The organism is Marvinbryantia formatexigens DSM 14469 (assembly GCF_025148285.1).
GTDB classification, from domain to species: Bacteria; Bacillota; Clostridia; order Lachnospirales; family Lachnospiraceae; genus Marvinbryantia; species Marvinbryantia formatexigens.
Genome location: NZ_CP102268.1, coordinates 198740 through 220879, shown reverse-complemented (window position 1 = coordinate 220879; position 22140 = coordinate 198740). Strand labels below are relative to the sequence as shown.

Annotated in this window: 21 protein-coding genes and 1 other annotated feature; of the genes, 20 read left to right on the top strand and 1 reads right to left on the bottom strand. The window is 53.9% G+C overall.

From position 1 onward, the window contains the following. Nucleotides 1-126 precede the first annotated feature (126 nt). Nucleotides 127-1401, bottom strand: coding sequence for an HlyC/CorC family transporter (locus tag NQ534_RS01100; RefSeq protein ID WP_006860151.1), 1275 nt, complete (start codon nucleotides 1399-1401; stop codon nucleotides 127-129). Nucleotides 1402-1571: 170 nt separating this feature from the next. On the opposite strand from NQ534_RS01100, the gene NQ534_RS01095 reads away from it, so the two are divergent. The 20 genes from NQ534_RS01095 (at nucleotide 1572) to cbiB (ending at nucleotide 22140) form a co-directional block, all read left to right on the top strand. Next, on the top strand, nucleotides 1572-1934 hold the full coding sequence (locus NQ534_RS01095) for a TIGR04086 family membrane protein (protein WP_040781635.1): 363 nt from the start codon (nucleotides 1572-1574) through the stop codon (nucleotides 1932-1934). A 160-nt stretch (nucleotides 1935-2094) separates the two neighbouring features. Then, nucleotides 2095-3543, top strand: a complete 1449-nt coding sequence (gene rho / locus NQ534_RS01090; protein ID WP_006860153.1) for a transcription termination factor Rho — start codon at nucleotides 2095-2097, stop codon at nucleotides 3541-3543. A 69-nt stretch (nucleotides 3544-3612) separates the two neighbouring features. Beyond that, entirely contained in the window at nucleotides 3613-3816 is a 204-nt protein-coding gene (rpmE, locus tag NQ534_RS01085; protein WP_006860154.1) for a 50S ribosomal protein L31, read from the top strand. Nucleotides 3817-3884: 68 nt separating this feature from the next. Further along, nucleotides 3885-4955 (top strand): DUF1385 domain-containing protein, encoded by a 1071-nt coding sequence (locus NQ534_RS01080; protein ID WP_081455554.1) that lies wholly within the window; start codon nucleotides 3885-3887, stop codon nucleotides 4953-4955. Then, the gene (gene prmC / locus NQ534_RS01075; protein WP_006860156.1) at nucleotides 4952-5875 is read left to right on the top strand and encodes a peptide chain release factor N(5)-glutamine methyltransferase; all 924 of its coding nucleotides are present in this window, start codon (nucleotides 4952-4954) and stop codon (nucleotides 5873-5875) included. Before NQ534_RS01080 ends, prmC begins: the two co-directional genes overlap by 4 nt. Nucleotides 5876-5884: 9 nt before the next feature. After that, nucleotides 5885-6958: a peptide chain release factor 1 gene (prfA, locus tag NQ534_RS01070; RefSeq protein ID WP_006860157.1), complete on the top strand. Its 1074-nt coding sequence runs from the start codon at nucleotides 5885-5887 to the stop codon at nucleotides 6956-6958. Nucleotides 6959-7236: 278 nt separating this feature from the next. Next, nucleotides 7237-8130, top strand: coding sequence for a DUF5688 family protein (locus NQ534_RS01065; protein ID WP_040781488.1), 894 nt, complete (start codon nucleotides 7237-7239; stop codon nucleotides 8128-8130). Between the two features lie 126 nt (nucleotides 8131-8256). Then, nucleotides 8257-8508, top strand: a binding site (T-box leader). 461 nt (nucleotides 8509-8969) lie between these two features. Further along, nucleotides 8970-9977, top strand: a complete 1008-nt coding sequence (locus NQ534_RS01060) for an ABC transporter substrate-binding protein (RefSeq protein ID WP_040781644.1) — start codon at nucleotides 8970-8972, stop codon at nucleotides 9975-9977. Between the two features lie 53 nt (nucleotides 9978-10030). Then, a complete protein-coding gene (locus NQ534_RS01055) occupies nucleotides 10031-10963 on the top strand; it encodes an ABC transporter permease (protein ID WP_006860162.1) in 933 nt (310 codons plus the stop codon). Then, the gene (locus tag NQ534_RS01050; protein WP_006860163.1) at nucleotides 10957-11766 is read left to right on the top strand and encodes an ABC transporter ATP-binding protein; all 810 of its coding nucleotides are present in this window, start codon (nucleotides 10957-10959) and stop codon (nucleotides 11764-11766) included. Before NQ534_RS01055 ends, NQ534_RS01050 begins: the two co-directional genes overlap by 7 nt. Before the next feature lie 125 nt (nucleotides 11767-11891). After that, nucleotides 11892-12383 carry an anaerobic ribonucleoside-triphosphate reductase activating protein gene (gene nrdG / locus NQ534_RS01045; protein ID WP_040781647.1) on the top strand — a complete coding sequence of 164 codons (492 nt, stop codon included), beginning with the start codon at nucleotides 11892-11894 and terminating at the stop codon, nucleotides 12381-12383. A gap of 77 nt (nucleotides 12384-12460) precedes the next feature. After that, a complete protein-coding gene (locus NQ534_RS01040) occupies nucleotides 12461-12895 on the top strand; it encodes a dUTP diphosphatase (protein WP_006860165.1) in 435 nt (144 codons plus the stop codon). Between the two features lie 61 nt (nucleotides 12896-12956). Beyond that, nucleotides 12957-14111 carry a cobalt-precorrin-5B (C(1))-methyltransferase CbiD gene (gene cbiD / locus NQ534_RS01035; protein ID WP_040781490.1) on the top strand — a complete coding sequence of 385 codons (1155 nt, stop codon included), beginning with the start codon at nucleotides 12957-12959 and terminating at the stop codon, nucleotides 14109-14111. A 33-nt stretch (nucleotides 14112-14144) separates the two neighbouring features. After that, on the top strand, nucleotides 14145-14834 hold the full coding sequence (gene cobI / locus NQ534_RS01030; protein WP_006860167.1) for a precorrin-2 C(20)-methyltransferase: 690 nt from the start codon (nucleotides 14145-14147) through the stop codon (nucleotides 14832-14834). 1 nt (nucleotide 14835) lies between these two features. Then, on the top strand, nucleotides 14836-15594 hold the full coding sequence (cobM, locus tag NQ534_RS01025; protein WP_006860168.1) for a precorrin-4 C(11)-methyltransferase: 759 nt from the start codon (nucleotides 14836-14838) through the stop codon (nucleotides 15592-15594). Continuing rightward, a complete protein-coding gene (locus tag NQ534_RS01020) occupies nucleotides 15591-16646 on the top strand; it encodes a cobalt-precorrin 5A hydrolase (RefSeq protein WP_006860169.1) in 1056 nt (351 codons plus the stop codon). Before cobM ends, NQ534_RS01020 begins: the two co-directional genes overlap by 4 nt. After that, entirely contained in the window at nucleotides 16639-17370 is a 732-nt protein-coding gene (cobJ, locus tag NQ534_RS01015) for a precorrin-3B C(17)-methyltransferase (RefSeq protein WP_040781492.1), read from the top strand. Before NQ534_RS01020 ends, cobJ begins: the two co-directional genes overlap by 8 nt. Continuing rightward, nucleotides 17363-19408 carry a precorrin-6A reductase gene (gene cobK / locus NQ534_RS01010; protein WP_006860171.1) on the top strand — a complete coding sequence of 682 codons (2046 nt, stop codon included), beginning with the start codon at nucleotides 17363-17365 and terminating at the stop codon, nucleotides 19406-19408. The genes cobJ and cobK overlap by 8 nt, the downstream gene beginning before the upstream one ends. Nucleotides 19409-19496: 88 nt before the next feature. Next, nucleotides 19497-21080 (top strand): cobyrinic acid a,c-diamide synthase CobB, encoded by a 1584-nt coding sequence (locus NQ534_RS01005; protein WP_006860172.1) that lies wholly within the window; start codon nucleotides 19497-19499, stop codon nucleotides 21078-21080. Nucleotides 21081-21090: 10 nt separating this feature from the next. Beyond that, nucleotides 21091-22140 (top strand): adenosylcobinamide-phosphate synthase CbiB, encoded by a 1050-nt coding sequence (gene cbiB / locus NQ534_RS01000; protein ID WP_006860173.1) that lies wholly within the window; start codon nucleotides 21091-21093, stop codon nucleotides 22138-22140.

The window sequence follows — 22140 nt, the reverse complement described above, 5'->3', positions numbered from 1 at the left end:
TAGATACCGGTCCGGAAAATTTTTTTCAAGAAATAACCGGCGGCCGGGCTGAGAGATTCAGCGGCGGACGCCGGTTTTCCTGTTATTCTGTATAATCTGTATAAAAGTGTGCCGGGGCAAAAGCGCTTACCCCTCCTCTGTTTCCTCCTTCTTTTCCGGAAGATACAGATGTACCTGGTTGATGCGGTTTTTGTCGACCGCCTCCACAACAAGGCGGATGCCGTCCGGTGTAGTGACAGATTCACCCACCGCCGGCAGATGGTCAAGCTCTCCGATAATAAGACCGCCGATGGAATCATAATCCTCCGAATGCAGAAGCAGATCCAGAGCGTCGTTTACGTCGTCGAGCTTCATAAATCCGGGAAGGATATATTCTCTGTCAGAAATTTTTTTGATAAGCTCTTCCTCATCCTTATCGTATTCGTCGCGGATTTCGCCGACGATTTCCTCCAGCAGATCCTCCAGTGTAATCAGACCGGCAGTAGCGCCGTATTCATCCAGTACAATGGTGAAATTGACGGAAGACTGACGCATCTGATCCATCAGCTCCGAGGTACTCTTATATTCATACGTGAAATTCGGTTCACGCATCATGCTGCGCATATCAAAGCTGTTCTCATCAAAGAAAATAAAATCCTTGATATTGAGCACACCAATGACATTGTCGGTGCTTTCCTCATAAACCGGCAGCCTGGTAAACTTTTCCTCGCGGAAAACCTTCAGCACTTCCTGGTAGGAAGCGTTGACGTCAATGGAAACCATCTCCACCCGCGGAATCATAATATCCTTTGCCTGTGTGTCGCCGAAATCGAACACATTGTAAATCATCTGCTTTTCTTCCTGTTCAATGACGCCGTCCTCGTGGCTGACATCCACGTAGGTGCGCAGCTCATTTTCCGTCATGACGTCGCCTTTGGCATTGGGGTCGACCCCAAGAAGCCTGATAAGCAGATTAGATAGCTGGTTCGTAATGAAAATAACCGGTGTAAGTACCTTTGTCAGTATGTAGATGATACCGGCATCCGACAATGCGAGCTTTTCTGCATTGTGGGAAGCGTATGTTTTCGGGGAAATCTCACCGAAAATCAGAATCAGCAGTGTCAGTACACCGCTTCCGATACTGACCGCCCAGCTTCCGAAAAGGCTGGTGACAAGGGTGGTAACCATAGAAGCTGCTCCGATATTTACGATATTGTTGCCGATCAATATGGCACTGAGCATCTTTCCCGGATTTTCCGTTACCTTTAAGAGGGTGGCGGCGCGCTTGTTTCCTTCATCCGCCAGAGTTTTGATCTTGATTTTGTTTACCGTGGTCAAAGCCGTTTCTGCTGAGGAAAAGAAAGCAGAAAGGGCAATCAGCAGTACGATTACGCCTAGCTGTATGGCCTCTCCTGAGTCCAAAATGTCATCTCTCCTTTCGGTGCAGAGGTAGAATACTGCACTTACTTGATAATATAGCGTATATCCGGGGAAAAATCAAGGTGGCAGGCGAAGTTTATACAAATTTTAGCATAGGCATATTTCTGCAACGTGCCGCATATATTAACAACAGACAGGAGGGAGGGGATTTTATGACGGCAAGGACGAATATATGGATTATGCTCCGGTCGCTGATTATCTCGTATGTCATCACCGGAGTGCTTCTGCTGTTTGCGGCGCTGCTGCTCTACAGGCTGGAACCGCAGCAGAGCATGGTGTCAGTGGGCATTCTTGTGATTTATGTGCTGAGCAGCTTTTTCGGCGGGCTTCTGGCGGGAAAAGGCATCCGCAGCCGCAAATTTCTGTGGGGGCTTGCAACCGGAGCGCTTTATTTTCTCATGCTGCTGGCGGCTTCCTGGATATCCGGAGGGCAGGTTGAGGCGCCGGCATCGCAGATTATCACGACAATGCTGCTCTGTCTTGGCGGCGGGATGCTTGGCGGAATGCTTGCATGAAAGAAAAATGTTGCTTTTTGAAAAAAAACGTGCTATAATACTGCCATCTACATAATATCATGTCAATTCCGACAGATACCCATTTTAAACGTGTTAAAATGCAGACGATAGGTATTAATATTTTTGTTAGATACTGAAGTGAGGACAGAAAGGAAAATTTATGACAAGACAACAGTATGAATCGCTTCCGGCAGTGCAGCTTAAAGAGATTGCCAGGGCAAGAGGACTGAAGGTTACTGGTGGCATGCGCAAATCAGAGGTCGTAGAGCTGATGCTGGCGGAGGATGAAAAAGAAGGACAGAAGGATGTGCCGGAGCAGAAAATGGAGGAGTCTGCCGGCGTTGGCAGAAAGACGGAAGCTCCCCGGACGGAAGGGAAAACGGAAACGCATCCGTCTGCAGAAAAAACAGAAAATACAGCAGCGGAAGCCGGGGAGACCGGAGAACGGTCGGACAGGCCGCCTGTGGATATTGCGCAGCTTGACAGCGGTATCGTGGCGCAGGGAATTCTGGAGGTACTGCCGGACGGCTATGGTTTCATCCGCAGCAACAATTATCTTCCGGGAGAAAACGATGTTTATGTATCCCCGTCCCAGATACGCCGGTTCGGACTGAAAACAGGGGATATTCTGACGGGAAATACACGTATAAAAACGATGCAGGAGAAATTCAGCGCGCTTCTTTACCTGACGTCAATCAATGGCATGGCGCCGGGAGAGGCGGCGAAGCGCCGCAATTTTGAAGATATGACGCCCATTTTTCCGGATGAGCGTCTGCGTCTGGAGCGCGGCGGCAGGGATCTTTCCATGCGTATCGTGGATTTAATCTGCCCGATTGGAAAAGGGCAGCGCGGCATGATCGTATCCCAGCCGAAAGCGGGAAAAACAACGCTTTTAAAGGATATCGCAAAATCGCTTCTGAAAAACAATCCGGAAATCCACCTCATCATTCTGCTGATTGATGAGCGGCCGGAGGAGGTTACGGATATCCGGGAGGCGATTGTCGGCAATAATGTGGAGGTAGTTTATTCAACCTTTGATGAGCTTCCGGAGCATCACAAGCGTGTGTCTGAGATGGTTATCGAGCGCGCGAAGCGTCTTGTGGAGCATCAGCGCGACGTGGTGATTCTTCTGGACAGCATTACGCGTCTTGCGCGCGCATACAATCTGGTAGTGCCGCCCAGCGGACGCACGCTGTCCGGCGGTCTGGACCCGGCGGCGCTTCATATGCCGAAGCGTTTCTTTGGTGCGGCGAGAAATATACGCGAGGGCGGAAGTCTGACGATTCTTGCAACGGCACTTGTGGATACCGGAAGCAAGATGGACGATGTGGTTTACGAGGAATTTAAGGGAACCGGAAATATGGAGCTGGTCCTGGACCGCAGGCTGTCCGAAAAGAGGGTGTTCCCGGCAATCGATATTCCGAAATCCAGTACGCGCCGCGAGGATCTGCTGCTTGACCGCGATGAGCAGGAGGCGGTCGACATTATGCGCCGGGCGCTGAATGGCATGAAATCGGAAGAGGCAGTGGAAAATATTCTCAATCTGTTTGTGCGCACGCGTGATAACCACGAATTTGTGCAGATAGTTAAAAAGCAAAAATTTATATAAGTACTTGCAAATAAAATCGTAATGTGCTATAATCCAAGCATTGCTTAACTGAATTGTGAGGTGAAAATCATGAAAGAGGGAATCCATCCGGCATACCATCAGGCAACTGTTACCTGCAACTGTGGAAATACATTTACAACAGGCTCTACAAAGAAGGAAATTCATGTAGAAATCTGCTCAAAGTGCCATTCTTTTTACACAGGACAGCAGAAGACGGCGGCTGCCCGCGGACGTATTGATAAGTTTAATAAGAAATACGGCATCAATGCATAATAGAAATGGTAAAGGTAAGGTTGAGGTTGGTAAAATCTCAACCTTTCATTTTACATAAGGAGGAAAGTATGAAAGGTTCAGGAATTGGCGGACAGGCGGTAATGGAAGGCGTTATGATGAAAAACGGCGACCGTTATGCCGTGGCGGTCCGCAAGCCCGATAAAGAGATTATTGTAAAAACTGCGGAATCTCCGGCATTTGTCAGAGGAAAGAAGGTGCTGGGGCTGCCGTTTGTACGCGGCGTATTCAGTTTTGTGGATTCGCTGGTGCTCGGCATGAAAACGCTGACCTATTCCGCCGGTTTTTTTGAGGATGATGAGGAAGAGGAGCCTGAAAAGGAGCCGTCCAAACTGGATAAGAAAATCGACAGTTTTCTGAGTACCAAAAAGGGTATGGATATTCTGATGGGCATTACCGTGGCAATCTCGATGGTTTTTGCTGTGGCGATATTTATGATTCTGCCGTATCTGCTGTCCCTGCTGCTGCAGAGGGTGACGGATAATACCAATATCATCGTGACGTGCGAGGGTATCCTGAAAATAGCGATTTTCCTGCTGTATATCAAGCTGATCTCCAATATGAAGGATATCCAGCGGGTGTTTATGTATCATGGTGCGGAGCACAAATGCATCAACTGCATCGAGCACGGGCTGGAGCTGAATGTGGAAAATGTGATGAAAAGCTCCAGGGAGCACAAGCGCTGTGGAACCAGCTTCCTGCTTATCGTTATGGTGGTCAGCGTGATCGTGCACATGTTTATCCGGGTGGATTCCAATGTGCTCGGCTTTATAATCCGTATTCTGCTGCTTCCGGTGATTGCGGGAATTTCTTATGAATTTATCCGTCTTGCCGGAAAATCGGAAAATAAATTTGTCAATCTTCTGAGCAGACCGGGAATGATGCTGCAGCACCAGACGACGCGCGAACCGACGCCGGATATGGTGGAGGTTGCCATTGCTTCTGTGGAGGCTGTATTTGACTGGAAGAAGTTTCTGAATGAAAATTTCGGCGCGCATTATGAGCTCACAGAGAAAGAGTACGTGTGCGGCGAGACGATTGTGCCGGGCTCCGCGAAAAACGCCGGAGAGAGTGCACAGGCGGAAAACGGCAGCGTTGCTGCGGAAGGTGCGGCAGGATGAGAACTGCGGCATGCTGTGCAGAAGATGACAGAAGAAAAACTGCGGCAAAAAACGCGGCGGCTGTGGACGGAGAACCGCGGCAGCCGGACGCCGTCTCATATCACGGACTGCTTCAGTGGGGGATTCATACCCTGCAGCAGCAGGAAATCGGGGAGGCGGACGTGGACGCCTGGATTTTGCTGGAATATGTGACCGGCATTGACCGCACACACTATTTTCTGAAAATGCAGGAGCCGTGTCCGCAGGAGGAAGATAAGCGCTACCGGGAGCTGATCGGCCGCCGGGCGCAGCATGTTCCGGTACAGTATCTCACCGGTGTGCAGGAATTTATGGGCTATCCGTTCCGGGTAAACAGCCAGGTGCTGATTCCGCGGCAGGACACGGAGCTTCTTGTTCTGGAGGCGGAAAAGAGAATCCATCCGGGAGCGCGGGTGCTGGATATGTGCACCGGTTCCGGCTGTATTATCATCAGTCTGGCAAAGCGGAATCATATCTGCGCGGCAGCGGCGGATATTTCGGAGGGCGCACTTGCCGTTGCGCGGGAAAATGCCGGCGCGCTGCAGGTGGAGGCAGAGTTTATAAAAAGTGATTTATTTGAAAATATTGCGGGAACCTACGACTGTATTGTTTCCAATCCGCCGTATATTGCAAGCGGAGAGATTCCCGGTCTGATGCCGGAGGTGCGGGATTATGAGCCGCGGACGGCGCTGGACGGGAAGGCGGACGGTCTGTATTTTTACCGCAGGATCGTGGCGCAGGCAAAGCAGTTTTTAAAGCCGCAGGGCTGGCTGCTCTGTGAGATTGGCTGTGACCAGGGCGCGGCAGTGGCGGCGCTTTTTGAACAGGAAGGCTACCGGGAGATAGAGGTGAAAAAGGACCTGGCAGGTCTTTTCCGGGTAGTGAGTGGAAGGAGAAGTTAGGAGAGAATCATGTTTGATAAGCTGGAGGATTTATTAATCCGTTTTGAGGAATTACTAAACGAATTAAATGAGCCCGGAGTGGCATCTGACCCGGCTCATTTTCAAAAGCTGATGAAGGAGCAGGGAAATCTGCAGCCGATTGTGGATGCATATAAGGAATATAAGGAATGCAAGAAGACTGTCGAGGACAGTCTCGCCATGCTGGATGGCGAATCGGACGAGGAAATGCGCGAAATGCTCAAGGAGGAGCTGAATACCGCCAAAGACAGAATCGCGGAGCTGGAGACAGAGCTGAAGATTCTGCTGCTTCCGAAGGATCCGAACGACGACAAGAACGTTATTATGGAAATCCGCGCCGGGGCGGGCGGAGACGAGGCGGCGCTGTTTGCCGCGGAAATGTACCGTCTCTATGTGAAGTATGCAGAGAAACGCCGCTGGCGGGTGGAGCTGCTGAATGCGGATGAGATCGGTATCGGCGGCATGAAGGAAGTAAACTTCATGATTACAGGGCAGGGCGCTTACTCCCGCCTGAAATACGAGAGCGGCGTGCACCGCGTGCAGCGTGTGCCGGAGACGGAATCCGGCGGCAGAATACACACCTCGACCGTCACGGTTGCAGTAATGCCGGAGGCGGAGGAAGTGGACGTTGTGATTGATGAAAAGGATATCCGTATCGATGTGATGCGCGCTTCCGGAAACGGCGGCCAGTGCGTTAATACAACGGATTCCGCGGTGCGTCTGACGCATTATCCGACCGGTATTGTGGTTTACAGCCAGACGGAAAAATCGCAGCTTCAGAATAAGGCGAAGGCGTTTGCGCTGCTGCGTGCAAAGCTGTACGATATTGAGCAGCAGAAGGCGCATGATGCGGAGGCTCAGCTCCGCCGCAGCCAGATTGGAACCGGGGACCGCTCCGAAAAAATCCGCACCTATAATTTCCCGCAGGGGCGTGTGACAGACCACCGGATCAAGCTGACGCTTTATAAGCTGGATTCCATTATGGACGGGGATATTGATGAGCTTCTGGACAGTCTGATTGCAGCGGACCAGGCGGCAAAGCTGACTGCGATGAACGAAGAATAAAGGGGATGCCAAAATTGCGGGAGTGCAAAGTCCTGAAGGACCGCGCGTCGCAATCCGCTGGTATTATAAAGAAAAAAGAACAGTATGACAGCAGAGGATATTTTCTGCCGGAAATGCCGCAACAGGCACCGGCAGAAAATATCCTCTGTTTTTTTAAATAACACTTGCGTTTGTGTGACTGATATGATATAATCAGTGACATAAAACTTCTGAATGTTCTGGTGCATTCGCACACAACTCTCCGGGTTTTATAAATAAAGCATAGAAAGGATGATTATTTGAAGTATGAAGATTTTGTCTGCATGGCGCAGACGCAGATGAAAGAAAAATTGGGGGAGGGGGTGCAGGTACAGCTCCATCAGATTTTGAAAAATAATTCTGTTGTTCTGGACGCACTTTCCGTCAGTGAGGAAGGAAGTGCTATTGCACCGACCATTTATCTGAATGATTTTTACCGGAAGTACCAGGAAGGGACATCTGTCCCGGAAATCGTTGACCAGATGGCGGCTCTCTACCGGAAAAGCCGGGTAACGGAGCCGTTTGATACGACATTTTATGCGGATTTTGCAAAGGTAAAGCCGCGCCTGGCGTGCCGCCTGATAAACCGTGAAAAAAACCGGGAGCTGCTGAAGCTGGTGCCTTACCGGGTATTTCTCGACCTTGCCGTCGTGGTATATTATTACTTTGAGGATGACAGACTTGGAACCGGCACCATTCTCGTGCACGGCAGCCACTGCAGAAACTGGGGGATTACGGAGGAGGAGCTGTTTGCGTGCGCGCGGGAGAATACGCTGCATATCCAGCCGGAGGAATTTTTAAGTATGCGCAGTGTGCTTGAAAAATTTCAGGGAATCCGGGAAGTGAAGACAGAGGACGGGGCGGAGACGTCGCTGCCGATGTATGTGCTGACGAATAAAAGCAATTACTTCGGGGCGGCAAGTCTGCTGTTTGATTCCGTGCTGCAGGATATCGCCGCGAAGCTGGAGGGAGATTTCTGGGTGCTTCCGAGCAGCATTCACGAATGCATCATTGTGCCGTCGGAATTTACGATGTCAAAGGAGGAGCTGCAGGAAATGGTGCGGGAAATCAACCGCAGCGAAGTGGCGCAGGAGGACTTTCTGTCAGATGAAATCTACCTTTACCGGCGGGAAGTCCATAAGCTGAGTATGTAGGTGCTGCGAACGGAGGAACCAGTAGCCCGGTGTATGCCGCGGAGAAAAAGCTTCGAGGAAATTTGAAACAAATAAAAACAGCGGTTGACAAATATACTTTAGCGTGCTAAAATCTATTCATATCAGAAGAAACCGTTGAGAAAGAATAGTAGGCATTTTAAGGAAATCACAGAGAGCCGCAGATGGTGGGATTGCGGTATGGAATAGCTTGCCGAATGGACTTTTGAGGGCAGCCTGAAACCGGAAAACAGAGAGTAGGCGCTGTCGGGAACCGGACCCGTTATCAATCAGGAGTGTATGAAAGTACATGCGAGAGTGGACGTTAACGTTAAGTTGAGTGGTACCGCGATAATAATTCAGTTTATTACCGTCTCAGACAAGAGGATTGTTTGGGGCGGTTTTTTCGCGTAAGCATTAAGCCGTGCAAATCCTTCCGCCAAGAGTCTGCGCGAAAGTATTAAGCCGTGCAAATCCTTCCGCTCAGAGTCTGCGCATGCTTGCATGCACGCAGACGCAGGAGCGGGAGGATTTATAGGGCGCAAGCCCGCGACCGACATGGAGCGAAGCGGAATGGAGGTGAGCACGGCCTGGGAGGTACAGAGGGGCCGGGGCCCGCGACCGACATGGAGCGGAAGCGGAATGGAGGTGAGCACGGCCTGGGAGGTACAGAAGGGCCGGGGCCCGCGACCGACATGGAGCGAAGCGGAATGGAGGTGAGCACGGCCTGGGAGGTACAGAAGGGCCGGGATCCGCGACCGACATGGAGTGGAATGAAGGTGGCACGGCGGAACAATTTACTATGGCAACAAAAAAATTTAAATATAAAGGAGAGTAAGATTATGAAAAGAAAAGTACTGGCAGGAACAGCAGCGGCTCTGACGGCGGCAATTATGATGGCGGGAAGTGCGATGGCGCAGGATTACAAAGTGGGTATTATCCAGTTTGTGGATGACGCTTCTCTGAACCAGATAGAAAAGGCGATTGAGACGCGTCTGGATGAAGCTTCCGCAGAAGGGGAGGATAATTACGTTTACGAGGGTTACGTATACAACGGGCAGGCGGATTCGACGACGCTGAACCAGATTGCGACGCAGCTGATCGCGGATGGGGTGGATGTGATCGTTCCGATTGCAACCCCGGCGGCGCAGATTGTCCAGACGGCAACGGAGGATAACCAGATTCCGGTAGTATTTTCCGCAGTATCCGACCCGGTGGGAGCGGGACTTGCAGAATCTATGGAGGCTCCGGGCGCAAACATCACGGGCACCAGCGATTCCCTGAACACGACGGCAATCCTGGATCTGATGCTTGTGGCAAATCCGGATATCAAATCCGTGGGACTTTTATACAGCCAGTCTGAGGATTCCTCCAAACAGCCGATTGCGGATGCAAAGGCATATCTGGAGGAAAAGGGCATCGAAGCAGTGGAAAAGACCGGCACAAACAACACCGAGGTTTCGCAGGCGGCGGACGCGCTGGTTGCCGCTGGCGTTGACGCGGTATTTACGCCGACCGATAACACGGTTATGACGGCGGAGCTTGCCATCTACGAGAAATTTATCGATGCAGGCATCCCGCACTATGCAGGGGCGGATTCCTTTGCGTTAAACGGTGCTTTCTGCGGATACGGCGTAGATTATGAGAATCTCGGCACGGCAACGGCGGATATGGTTATCGAAATCTTAAAGGGCGCGGACCCGGCGGAAACACCGGTGCTCACCTTTGACAATGGTATCGCGACCGTAAACACAGAGACAGCGGAAGCGCTTGGCATTGATTACAGCGGCTTTGCAGAAAAATGCACGGCTGTCGTGGAAACTGTTACTGCAGAAGAATTTGAAGATTAAGCAGAAATATATTGTAGTAGAAATATATTGTAGTAGACAGGAGAAGAACAATTATGGAATCACTGTTATCACTTCCGGTAGTCATCAGTGCGCTGGAGCTTGGCTTCATTTATGCGCTGGTGGCGCTGGCGCTCTTTGTGAGCTACTCCATTCTGAATATTGCCGACCTCTCGACGGACGGCTGTTTTACACTGGGCTGCGCGGTCGGCGCGCAGGTCGCAATCATGGGGCATCCCATTCTTGCGCTGTTTGCCGCCATGCTGGCGGGCGTCTGCTCCGGCTACATCATGGCGTCGCTGCAGACGAAGCTCGGCGTGGAGCCGATTCTTGCCGGAATCATTGTAAATACGGGGCTTTACACGGTAAACCTTGCCGTGATGGGATTTTCGTCGAATCTGTCGATTTTCAAAAGCGAGACCATCTTCAGTCTGCTGAAGGGTGTGTTTGGCACTACCTGGTATAAGCTGATAACGGCGGTGATAGTTGTTGTACTTGTCTGCCTGATTCTGACATGGTTTCTGGGAACGCGGCTGGGACTTTCCATCCGCGCTACCGGAGACAATGCGGATATGGTGAAAGCCTCCAGTATCAATCCGGGCTTTACCATCACGGTCGGGCTCTGCATTTCCAGCGCGCTGACGGCGCTTTCCGGCTGTCTGATTGGACAGTACCAGAAATCCTGCGATATCAATCTCGGCACCGGTATGGTCACAATCGCGCTTGCCAGTCTGATTATCGGAGAGACACTGATTGGAAAGGGAAATATGTTTAAGCGGATCGTCGGCGTTATTCTCGGAAGCTGTCTGTACCGTTTCGCGATAGCGATTGCACTGCGCCTGCATATTCCGGCGGAGTGCCTGAAGCTTGTCTCGGCGGTGATCGTGGCAGTTGCCATCGCTTCCCCGTATCTGAAAAATCAGATTGCTTTCCAGAAGCGGAAAATGGCGGCAATGTCCGCCAGAAAGGGAGGCGGCAGCGGATGTTAAAACTGACAAAGGTAAAAAAGACATTTAATGCGGGCACAGTCAACGAAAGGGTTGCGCTGGACGGCGTCAGCCTGACAGTGGAGAACGGCGAGTTCGCTACGATTATCGGCAGCAACGGAGCCGGAAAGTCAACACTTTTTAACTGCATCGCCGGCAGCTTTTACGTGGACGAGGGAAGCGTCGAGCTGGACGGACGGGATATCACCTATGTTCCGGACTATAAACGCGCGACGGAAATCGGACGGCTGTTCCAGGACCCGATGCGCGGTACGGCGCCGCATATGACGATAGAGGAGAATCTGGCGCTCGCTTATCTGCGCGCCTCGCAGGGCGGAAGAGGTTCCGCGTTTTCACGCATCAGCAGGGAACAGCGCAGCTATTTCCGGGAGAAGCTCTCCTTACTTGGCATGGGACTGGAGGACCGCATGAAGCAGCCGGTGGGACTGCTTTCCGGCGGACAGCGGCAGGCGCTCACGCTTCTGATGGCGGCGACGCTTGTGCCGCCGAAGATACTGCTGCTGGATGAGCACACGGCGGCTCTGGACCCGGCAACGGCGGAGAAGGTTCTGGAGCTGACGAGAAACATTGTGGAAGAAAACAACCTCGCCTGTCTGATGATTACACACAATATGCATTCCGCGCTGCAGATGGGCAACCGCACGCTGATGATGGACGGAGGCAGAATCGTGCTGGATATCAGCGGTGAGGAGCGCCGGGGACTGACTGTGGACGGGCTGCTGGAAAAATTCAATGCCGGGGCGGGAAAGGCTCTGGACAACGACCGGATTCTGTTTTCGAAATAAAAGTATATTCTTCTCTTGACGTGTTCTGACGGAAATGATAGAATCAGTATCGGGCACTAAATCGTGTGCTGAAAAATGATGAAAATACAAAATATTGTTTTAAGGACGCGTTCTGGGAGGATTTCATGAGATATCATAATATTACGAAGGACGACATGCTGAACGGGGACGGGCTGCGCGTCGTGCTCTGGGTGGCAGGCTGTGCGCATTGCTGTCCGCAGTGCCAGAATCCCGTTACCTGGGACCCGGACGGAGGACTTTTGTTTGACGAGGCGGCGAAGCAGGAGCTGTTTGAGCAACTGGAGCAGTCCTATATTTCCGGCATTACCTTCAGCGGCGGCGACCCGATGTATCCCACAAACCAGCTGGATGTGGAGGCGCTGGCGAGGGAGATTAAAGAAAAATTTCCGGATAAGACCATCTGGCTGTATACCGGAGGGCTCTGGGAGGAGGTATGCCGCAGTCCCATCATGCGCTACGTGGATGTGCTGGTGGACGGAGAGTTTGAGGTGGATAAAATGGACACGCAGCTTCACTGGAAGGGCAGCTCCAACCAGCGTGTGATTGATGTACCGCAGTCGCTGGCGGCGGGAAGAGTGGTTCTGCACTGCGAGTAGGTCGTCCTGTCTGCAAAGCGGATCTTAAATGGATCTGCGAAAACGGTTGCGTGCAATAAGGGAAAAGGAGCATCCGGATGGAAAAAATACAGATTAAATATTTTACCGATAAGATTGAGCCGCTTGCTTATATTGACGGGAAATCGGACTGGATTGACCTGCGCGCGGCCCAGGAGGTTACGCTGAAAGCGGGAGAATTTAAGCTGATTCCGCTTGGCGTTGCCATGCGTCTTCCGGCGGGCTACGAGGCGCATGTGGTGCCGCGCAGCTCCACTTTTAAAAATTTCGGCATTATCCAGACAAACCATTTTGGCGTGATCGACGAGACCTACTGCGGCGATAACGACCAGTGGTTTATGCCGGTGTATGCGGTGCGCGACACGCAGATTCACGTAAACGACCGCATCTGCCAGTTCCGCATTATGAAGCATCAGCCCACCGTCTGCTTTGAGCAGGTGGAAAAGCTGGACGGGGAGGACCGCGGCGGATTCGGAAGTACCGGCAAAGCATAGAGAAGAGAGATACCGTTGCCTTTTTTGGCAGCGGTTTTGTTGGTATATGTGAGGGATGTTTATGGAGCACAGAACAGGTCTGGAGGACCGTTATGTACTGAAGAACAATAAACGGCTGCGCTGCGGCTATACGACCGGAACCTGCGCCGCCGCGGCGGCAAAGGCAGCCGCGCTGATGCTGTTTCTGAAAAAGGATATTCCGGAGGTGGAGCTGGTGGTGCCGGAGGGTACCCGCCTGCATCTTGCGGTGGAGGAAATCTGCCGCAGACCGGAGGAGGTATCCTGCGCGGTGCGCAAGGACGGCGGGGACGACCCGGATGTCACACACGGGCTGCTGATTTTTGCCAGGGTGAAAAAAACGGAAACGGACGGCGTGCAGATTACCGGCGGGCGCGGCGTCGGTACCGTCACGAAAAAGGGACTGTGGCAGCCGGTCGGGGAAGCGGCGATAAACCGTGTGCCGCGGGAAATGATTACCCGCGCGCTGGAGGAGGTCTGCGAGGAGCTGGAGCAGCCCTGCAGGCTGGCTGTGGAAATCTCTGCTCCTGGCGGGGAGGAAATTGCTCTGCGCACCTTCAATCCGCGTCTGGGGATTACCGGCGGAATTTCTATTCTGGGAACCAGCGGCATTGTGGTGCCGATGAGCGAGGAGGCGCTGGTTGCCAGCATCCGGCTGGAAATGGAAATGAAGCGGGCGGCGGGCAGGGATTATCTGCTGATTACGCCGGGCAATTACGGTGAGGATTTTCTGCGGGAGGGTATGCAGATCGATACCGCAGACAGCATGAAATGCAGCAATTATGTGGGCGAGACACTGGATATGGCGGTGGAGCTGGGCGTTCGCGGCATCCTGTTTGTGGCGCACATCGGGAAATTTATCAAGGTATCCGGCGGGATTATGAATACCCATTCGCGGGCGGCGGACTGCCGTGCGGAGCTGATGGCGGCGCAGGCGCTGCGCGCCGGGGCGGATGCCGGAACCGCCATGCGGATACTGGATACCATCACTACCGAGGAGGCACTGGATATCCTGGAGGAAAAAAATCTTACGGAAAAGACGATGAAGGAAATTCTGCCGCGTATCCGTTATTACATGCAGCACCGCTGCGGGGGAGCGCTGCAGACGGAGGCGGTGATTTTTTCCAACCAGCACGGCTATCTGGGAGAGACGGAGGGCGCGGGAGAGCTATTGGAGAAATTCCGCGTGAAGGAATAGATAAAACAAAAGAGAGAAAAGGCAGGAGGATTTATGCAGGGAACATTATACGGAGTGGGAATCGGACCGGGAGACGCGGAGCTGCTGACACTGAAGGCGGTGCGCATCATACAGGAGGCGGACTGCATTGCGGTTCCGGGAATGAAGAAGGAAGAGACGGTTGCATGGCAGATTACCATACAGGCGGTGCCGGAAATTGCCGGAAAGGAATGTCTGGAAATCCATATGCCGATGACAAAGGATAAGGAGGAGCTGCAAAAGAGCCATGAGGCGGCGGCGGAGCAGGTGGCGGCGGCGCTTGCGGCAGGGAAAAACGTGGCGTTTCTTACGCTGGGAGACCCCTGCATATATTCCACTTATCTTTATGTGCACAAAAGGATTCTGGCGATGGGCTACCCCGCTGCGATTATCAGCGGCATTCCGTCTTTCTGCGCGGCTGCGGCAAAGATGAACACCGGGCTGGTGGAAAAATCGGAGCCGCTGCATGTTATTCCCGCTTCTTATCAGATCGCGGATGCACTGAAGCTGCCGGGCACGAAGGTGCTTATGAAGGCGGGCAGAAAAATGCGGGACGTAAAGCAGCAGCTGCAGCAGATGGACAATGCAGAGACGCTGATGATAGAAAACTGCGGGATGCCGGGCGAAAAGCTGTACTATGGCGCAGAGGAAATACCGGAAACGGCGGGATATTATTCACTGATTATAGTAAAGGAGAGGGATTGAAATGGTAAATTTTGTAGGCGCAGGACCGGGCGCGCCGGATCTGATTACGGTGCGCGGACAGAAGCTGCTCTCTGAGGCAGATGTAATTATCTATGCAGGCTCGCTGGTGAACCCGCAGCTTCTTTCTTACGCGAAGGAGGGCTGCAGCATTTACAACAGCGCCCGGATGACGCTGGAGGAAGTGCTGGAGGTGATATATGCGGCAGAGGAAAAGGGGCTGATGACGGTCCGGCTGCACACCGGGGACCCCAGCCTTTACGGGGCTATCCGCGAACAGATGGACGCGCTTGATGAGAAGGGGATTCCCTACACGGACTGCCCTGGCGTCAGCTCGTTCTGCGGAGCGGCAGCGGCGCTCAATCTGGAATATACCCTGCCGGATGTATCGCAGAGCGTGATTATCACGCGCATGGCGGGCAGGACGCCGGTGCCGGAGAAGGAGGAAATCGCGTCGCTCGCGTCGCATCAGGCGACAATGGTGGTATTTTTAAGTACCGGTATGCTGGAAAAGCTTTCAGAGCGTCTGATTGCCGGCGGCTATACGGCAGATACACCGGCGGCTATCGTCTATAAGGCGACCTGGGAGGACGAAAAAACCTTTGTCTGCACCGTGGGAACGCTGGCAGAGACAGCAAGGGAAAATAATATTACCAAGACTGCGCTGATGATTATCGGGGATGTGGTCAGCCACAGCCATTACAACCGCTCTGAGCTTTACAATCCGGCGTTTACGACAGAATTCCGGGAGGCAAAGAAATGAAGCTGGCGGTTATCAGCTTCACGGAGCGCGGAAGCCGTCTGAACGCCGCCGTCACAGAGCTGCTTTCCAGGCAGGGCTACGACTGCCAGAGCTGCACCATGTCCCGGTATGCAGAAAAATACGGGCTGTCTGCGCTGGACGTTCCTGTAAAGGAGTGGACCGGACGGATGTTTGCTTCCGTGGATGCGATACTGTTTATCGGGGCGACAGGCATTGCCGTGCGCAGTATCGCGCCGTATCTGGAGCATAAGACGAAGGATCCGGCGGTGGTCGTGATGGATGAAAAGGGCGTTTTTGTTATCTCCCTGCTCTCCGGTCATATCGGCGGTGCCAACGACCTTGCCGGGACGCTTGCCAATCTGACGGGCGCGATACCGGTCATCACGACGGCGACGGACGTGAACGGACGCTTTGCCGTGGATGTATTTGCCAGAAAAAATCAGCTTTATATCACCAGCATGGAGCGCGCGAAGCAGATTTCCGCGGAGGTGCTGGATGAAAAGAAAATCGGCTTTTACAGCGACTTTCCGGTAATCGGCAGTATTCCGGAGGAGCTGGAGGTCTGGGAGGAGCAGAAGGTCTTTGCGGGCGCCTGTGGCATCTGCATAAGCCTGCAGGAGGAGAAAAAGCCGTATAAGCAGACCCTGACGCTGGTTCCGCGAATCGTCAGCCTTGGCATCGGCTGCAAAAAGGGAACGCCGGCGGAAACGATTGAGAAAAAGGTGCGTGAGGCGCTGCGGGCGTGCGGGATATCCATGCATGGTATCGAGCGGGTCGCCAGCATTTCCCTGAAGGCGCAGGAGCCGGGACTGCTGGAATTTGCCGCCGCGCATCAGCTTCCCTTTATCACCTATGAGGCAGAGGAGCTGCAGCAGGCGGAGGGTGATTTTTCGGATTCCGCCTTTGTGAGATCCGTTACGGGCGTGGATAATGTCTGTGAGCGCAGCGCATATCTGGCGTCGGGAAACGGCAGATTATTATTGAAAAAAACAGCGGGTGACGGTGTGACAGTTGCCGCCGCCGTCCGGGATTGGAGTGTGGATTTTGAGTAAAATATATGTGGTCGGCATCGGTCCGGGACAGTATGAGCAGATGACCATGCGCGCTGCGGATGCGCTGCGTGCGTGCGATACCATTGTTGGCTATACAGTATATGTGGAGCTTGTAAAAGAACATTTTGCGGATAAGGAATTTCTGACGACACCGATGACAAAGGAGGCGGAGCGCTGCCGCCTTGCTTTTGAGGAGGCGAAGAAGGGGAAAAATGTGGCGATGATATGCAGCGGGGACGCTGGCGTGTACGGAATGTCCGGGCTGATGCTGGAGATCGGCGCCGCTTATCCGGAGATCGAGGTGGAGGTCATACCGGGTGTTACGGCGGCGACCGGCGGAGCGGCTGTGCTGGGAGCGCCTCTGATTCATGATTTTGCGGTAATCAGTCTGAGCGATCTGCTGACGCCGTGGGAGAAAATTGAAAAGCGGCTTCTTCTGGCGGCGGAGGCGGATTTTGTTATCTGTCTGTACAATCCGTCCAGCAAAAAGCGCGCGGATTATTTAAAGCGGGCGTGTGATCTGATGCTGCGCCACAAAGCGCCGGAGACGGTCTGCGGAATTGTCAGCAATATCGGGCGGGACGGCGAAAGCTGCCGTGTGCTGACGCTTCTGGAGCTGCGGGATACGCAGACTGACATGTTTACGACTGTATTTATCGGCAACTCCCAGACAAAGGAAATCGGCGGGAAAATGGTGACGCCAAGAGGGTACCGGAATGTATAAGATACTTATTTTTGCAGGCACGACAGAAGGGCGTGAGCTGGCGGAGTATTTAAGCCGCCAGAAAATAAAGACGGAGGTCTGCGTGGCGACGGAATACGGTGGGCAGCTTCTCGGCGAGGATGCGTACCGCACTGTCCATGCGGGAAGACTGTCGGCGGAGGCGATGTGCGCGCTGATGGAGGAGCTGGCAGAGCAGAATGGGGATGACGTTCTTGTGGTGGACGCCACACATCCGTATGCGGCGGAGGTCTCGGCAAATATCCGGGCGGCGTGCAGGGTAAGCGGCGCTGTTTACATCCGGCTGAGAAGAGAGAGCAGTCCGGCGGCGGGCAGCGATATGGTCGTTGTGGATTCTGTGCAGGAAGCCGTGGAGTTTTTGAAGGGAACCGATGGAAATATCCTTGTGACGACCGGGAGCAGGGAGCTGGCAAAATATACGGAGCTGCCGGATTTTTCGGAGCGCGTATATGCGCGGGTGCTTTCTGCGCCGGAGTCTGTTGAAGTGTGCGCGCAGCTTGGGATTGCCGGAAAGCATCTTATCTGTATGCAGGGACCGTTCTCGGAGGATTTGAACGCGGCGATGCTGCGGCAGTTTGACGCGAAGTGGATGGTGACGAAGGAGTCTGGAAAGACCGGCGGTTTTGAGGAAAAAATCCGTGCGGCGCAGAGGGCGGGCGCGCGGGTGGTGCTTATCGGTCGTCCGCCGGAGGAGGAAGGTATGACGCCGCTGCAGGTGCGCTCCCTGTTGCTGGAAAAGCTGCAGGTGACGCCCAGACGTCATATTTTCATTGTGGGGACCGGCATGGGTGCCAGAGACGGGATGACGGTCGAGGCGCAGAAGGCGTGTGAGGAAGCAGAGCTTCTCGTGGGCGCAAAGCGGATGCTGGAGGGCTTCGACGGCCTTTTAAAGGCGCAGTTTGTATCTTATCAGCCGCAGGAAATCCGCGCGTATGTGGATGCCCATCCGGAATATGAAAAGATTGCATTGCTGCAGTCGGGCGATGTCGGCTTTTACAGCGGCGCCAAAAAGCTGTATGAGGTCTTTGCCGGTGAGGAGCTGTCGGTATATCCGGGAATCTCTTCGGTTGTCAGTCTGTGCGCGAAGCTGCGGATTCCCTGGGAGGACGCAAAGCTGGTAAGCCTGCACGGACGGGATACGAATATCATTGCGGCGGTAAAATCCCATAAAAAGGTGTTCTCTCTGGTGGGAAAGGGCGAGAGTCTGTGCCGCCTGCTGGAAAAGCTGGTACATTATAAAATGGCGGATGTGCGCGTGACGGTCGGTGAGGATCTGTCCTATCTTGGGGAGAAAATCCGCACGGGAACAGCCGGGGAGCTTGCAAAGGAAAACTTCCGGGATCTCTGTGTGGTGCTGATAGAAAATGAAAATGCGCATCCGGTTGTCACGCACGGCATAGAGGATGAGGCATTTCTGCGCGGCGCTGTGCCGATGACAAAATGCGAGGTGCGCATCGTTTCGCTGTCGAAGCTGCGTCTGTGCGCGGATTCTGTTGTCTATGATGTGGGAGCGGGCACCGGCTCTGTTTCCATAGAGGCGGCGCTGCAGGTGGCGGACGGACAGGTGTACGCTATCGAAAAGAAGCCGGAGGCGGCAGCGCTGATTCTGGAAAACCAGCAGAAATTTGCCGCGGATAATCTTACCGTGATTGCCGGGCTGGCGCCGGAGGCGCTGGAGACGCTGCCCGCGCCGACGCACGTATTTATCGGCGGGTCCTCCGGAAATCTCCGGGAAATCCTGGAGGCGGTTCTAAAGAAAAATCCGTCCGTGCGCATCGTGATCAACTGCATTGCGCTGGAGACCGTGGCGGAGGCGCTGGAGTGCCTGCGGGCGCTGCCGGTGACGGATACCGATATTGTTACCGTATCCGCTGCGCGCGCAAAAGAGGTCGGAAGCTATCATATGATGATGGGGCAGAATCCGGTTTATATTATTTCCTGCAGCGGAAAATCTCCCGCGGCGGACGGCGGGATGACCGGCACTGTTTCTGTGGAGGCGGCGGATACGGGAAAGCTGTAAGCGCAGCTTCCGGAGGACGAAGAGCCCTGCGGATGCCGCAAAGTGCGGCAGGTTAGGGCTGACGGGATGGAAAGGCAGGTTTTACATTTTGGAAGATAATCAGAAAATATATCCGCGCCTGCTTCTGACAGCGGGTGCGAGCGGAAGCGGAAAAACGCTGATTACCTGCGGATTGCTGCAGGCGCTGAAGAACCGTTCCCTGACGGCGGCGTCCTTTAAGTGCGGACCCGATTATATTGACCCGATGTTCCATGAAAAGGTGCTGAAGACGAAGGCGCGGAATCTGGATACCTTTTTTACCGGGGAGGAGACGACGCGGTATCTGTTTGCAAAAAATGCCGCCGGAGCGGATATTTCGGTCATGGAGGGCGTCATGGGGTATTACGACGGGCTTGGCGGTATTTCTGATACGGCGAGCGCCTATGACCTGGCGCGGGTGACGGAGACGCCGGCGGTACTGATTGTCAATACCAGGGGGATGAGCCTGTCGGTCCTTGCGTACATTAAGGGATTTCTGGAATACCGCGGCGACAGCCGTATCCGCGGGGTGATTTTAAACCAGATGTCCGCCGGGCTTTATCCGGAAATCAGGCAGAGAATTGAGGAGGAGCTTGGCGTGCGCGTGTACGGCTACGTTCCGAAGGTGACGGACTGTCTGATTGAGAGCCGGCACCTGGGGCTGGTGATGCCGGACGAAGTGGAGCGCCTGGAGGAAAAGCTGCAGAAGCTGGCGCAGGTGCTGGAGGAAAGCCTCGCTATTGACAGACTTCTGGAGCTGGCGGCATCGGCGGGACCGCTGCCGCAGGGAAAAGATGCGCCGGAGGGTGCAGCGCGGCAAAAGAACACGGCGGAAGGTGCGGCGCGGCAAAAGAACACGGCAGCGGAGCGCGCTCCTGTCACGATTGCCGTGGCGCGCGATGAGGCGTTCTGCTTTATTTATGAGGACAATCTGCAGCTTCTGCGGGAGTGCGGCGCACGAATTGTGGAATTCTCCCCGATACATGACCGGGAGATTCCGGCGGAGGCGGACGGGGTGCTTTTGTACGGCGGTTATCCGGAGCTGTATGCAGAGCAGCTCTCCGGAAATACGGCGATGCTGGAGGATGTCCGCGCCAAAATAACCGGCGGAATGCCCTGTATGGCGGAGTGCGGCGGATTTATGTATCTGCACCGCACGATGGAGGACATGGAAAAACGGGCGTGGAAAATGGCGGGCGTGATAGACGCGCAGGCTTACCGCACGGACAGACTGACGCGCTTCGGATATGTGGAGCTGGCGGAGGCGCCTGCCGGGGATGCGGACAGATCGCAGGAGGAAGCATCCGATGGGAATGCGGACAGACCGCTGGAAGAAGCGGCTTCCGGGAACGCAGACAGACTGCGGGAAGAAGCTGCTGCCGGGAATGCGGACGGGCTGCGCGACATAAAAATCCGCGGGCACGAGTTCCACTATTTTGACAGTACGGACAATGGCGGTGCTTTTCTTGCGCGCAAGCCGCTGCGCAAAAGGAGCTGGCGGTGTATGCACCGCACGGACACGCTGCTGGCGGGCTTTCCGCATCTGTATTACTATTCCTGTCCGCAGATAGCGGAGGAGTTTGTGAAAAAATGCGCCGGATACCGGCGGCGTCTGCTCCCCAAAAGCGGGAGCGGCTTAAAAAAAATCAGGTGAGGTAGGAAAAATGAGGTTATCACTGCTGGCGCTTCTGGCCGGTTTTCTGCTGGATCTGCTGCTGGGCGACCCCGCGTGGATTTATCATCCCATCCGCATGATTGGAAATCTGATCGCGGCGCTGGAGAAACTTTTGCGGAGGCTGTTTAAGGTAGTTCCGGCGGAGACGGAAAAAAATCCGAAAATCATTCGTTTTACGCAGGGAAAATCGGCTGACCGGGCGCTTCTTGAAGAAAAATTTCATAAACGGGAATTTGCAGCCGGGACGCTGCTTGCGGTCTGCGTTGTCCTGATTTCGGCAGGCGTTCCGCTCCTTCTGCTGCTTGCTGCGCAGATGGTGCATCCTTATCTGCGCCTGGTGATTGAGAGCCTGCTCTGCTGGCAGCTTCTGGCGACAAAATCCCTGCGGGACGAGAGCATGAAGGTATACCGCGTACTGCAGAAAAACGATATAAAGGGCGCCCGGAAAGCGGTTTCGATGATTGTTGGCCGCGATACGGAGAATCTGGACGCCGCGGGCGTGACGAAGGCGGCGGTGGAGACCGTGGCGGAAAATACGTCGGACGGCGTGATTGCCCCCATGTTTTATATGGCAATCGGCGGCGCGGTGCTTGGCTTTTTTTATAAGGCGATTAATACGATGGATTCCATGCTCGGATATAAAAATGACCGCTATCTTTATTTTGGCAGATTCGCGGCGAAGCTGGATGATGTGGTAAACTTTCTGCCGGCGCGCCTGTCTGCGCTGTTTATGATTGCAGCGTCCTTTTTGCTTCGCATGGATGCAAAAAATGCCTGGCGGATTTTCCGGCGGGACCGTCTGCGCCATGCAAGCCCCAATTCCGCCCAGACGGAGGCGGTGATGGCGGGAGCGCTTGATGTGCAGCTCGCGGGGGACGCCTGGTATTTTGGCGTGCTTCATGTGAAGGAGACGATTGGGGATGATATCCGCCCCATCGAGACGGAGGATATCGTGCGCGCAAACCGTCTGCTGTATATGACGGCGGTGCTGGCGCTGGTATTTATGGCGGCGGTAAAATGGATATGCATATGTCTGTAA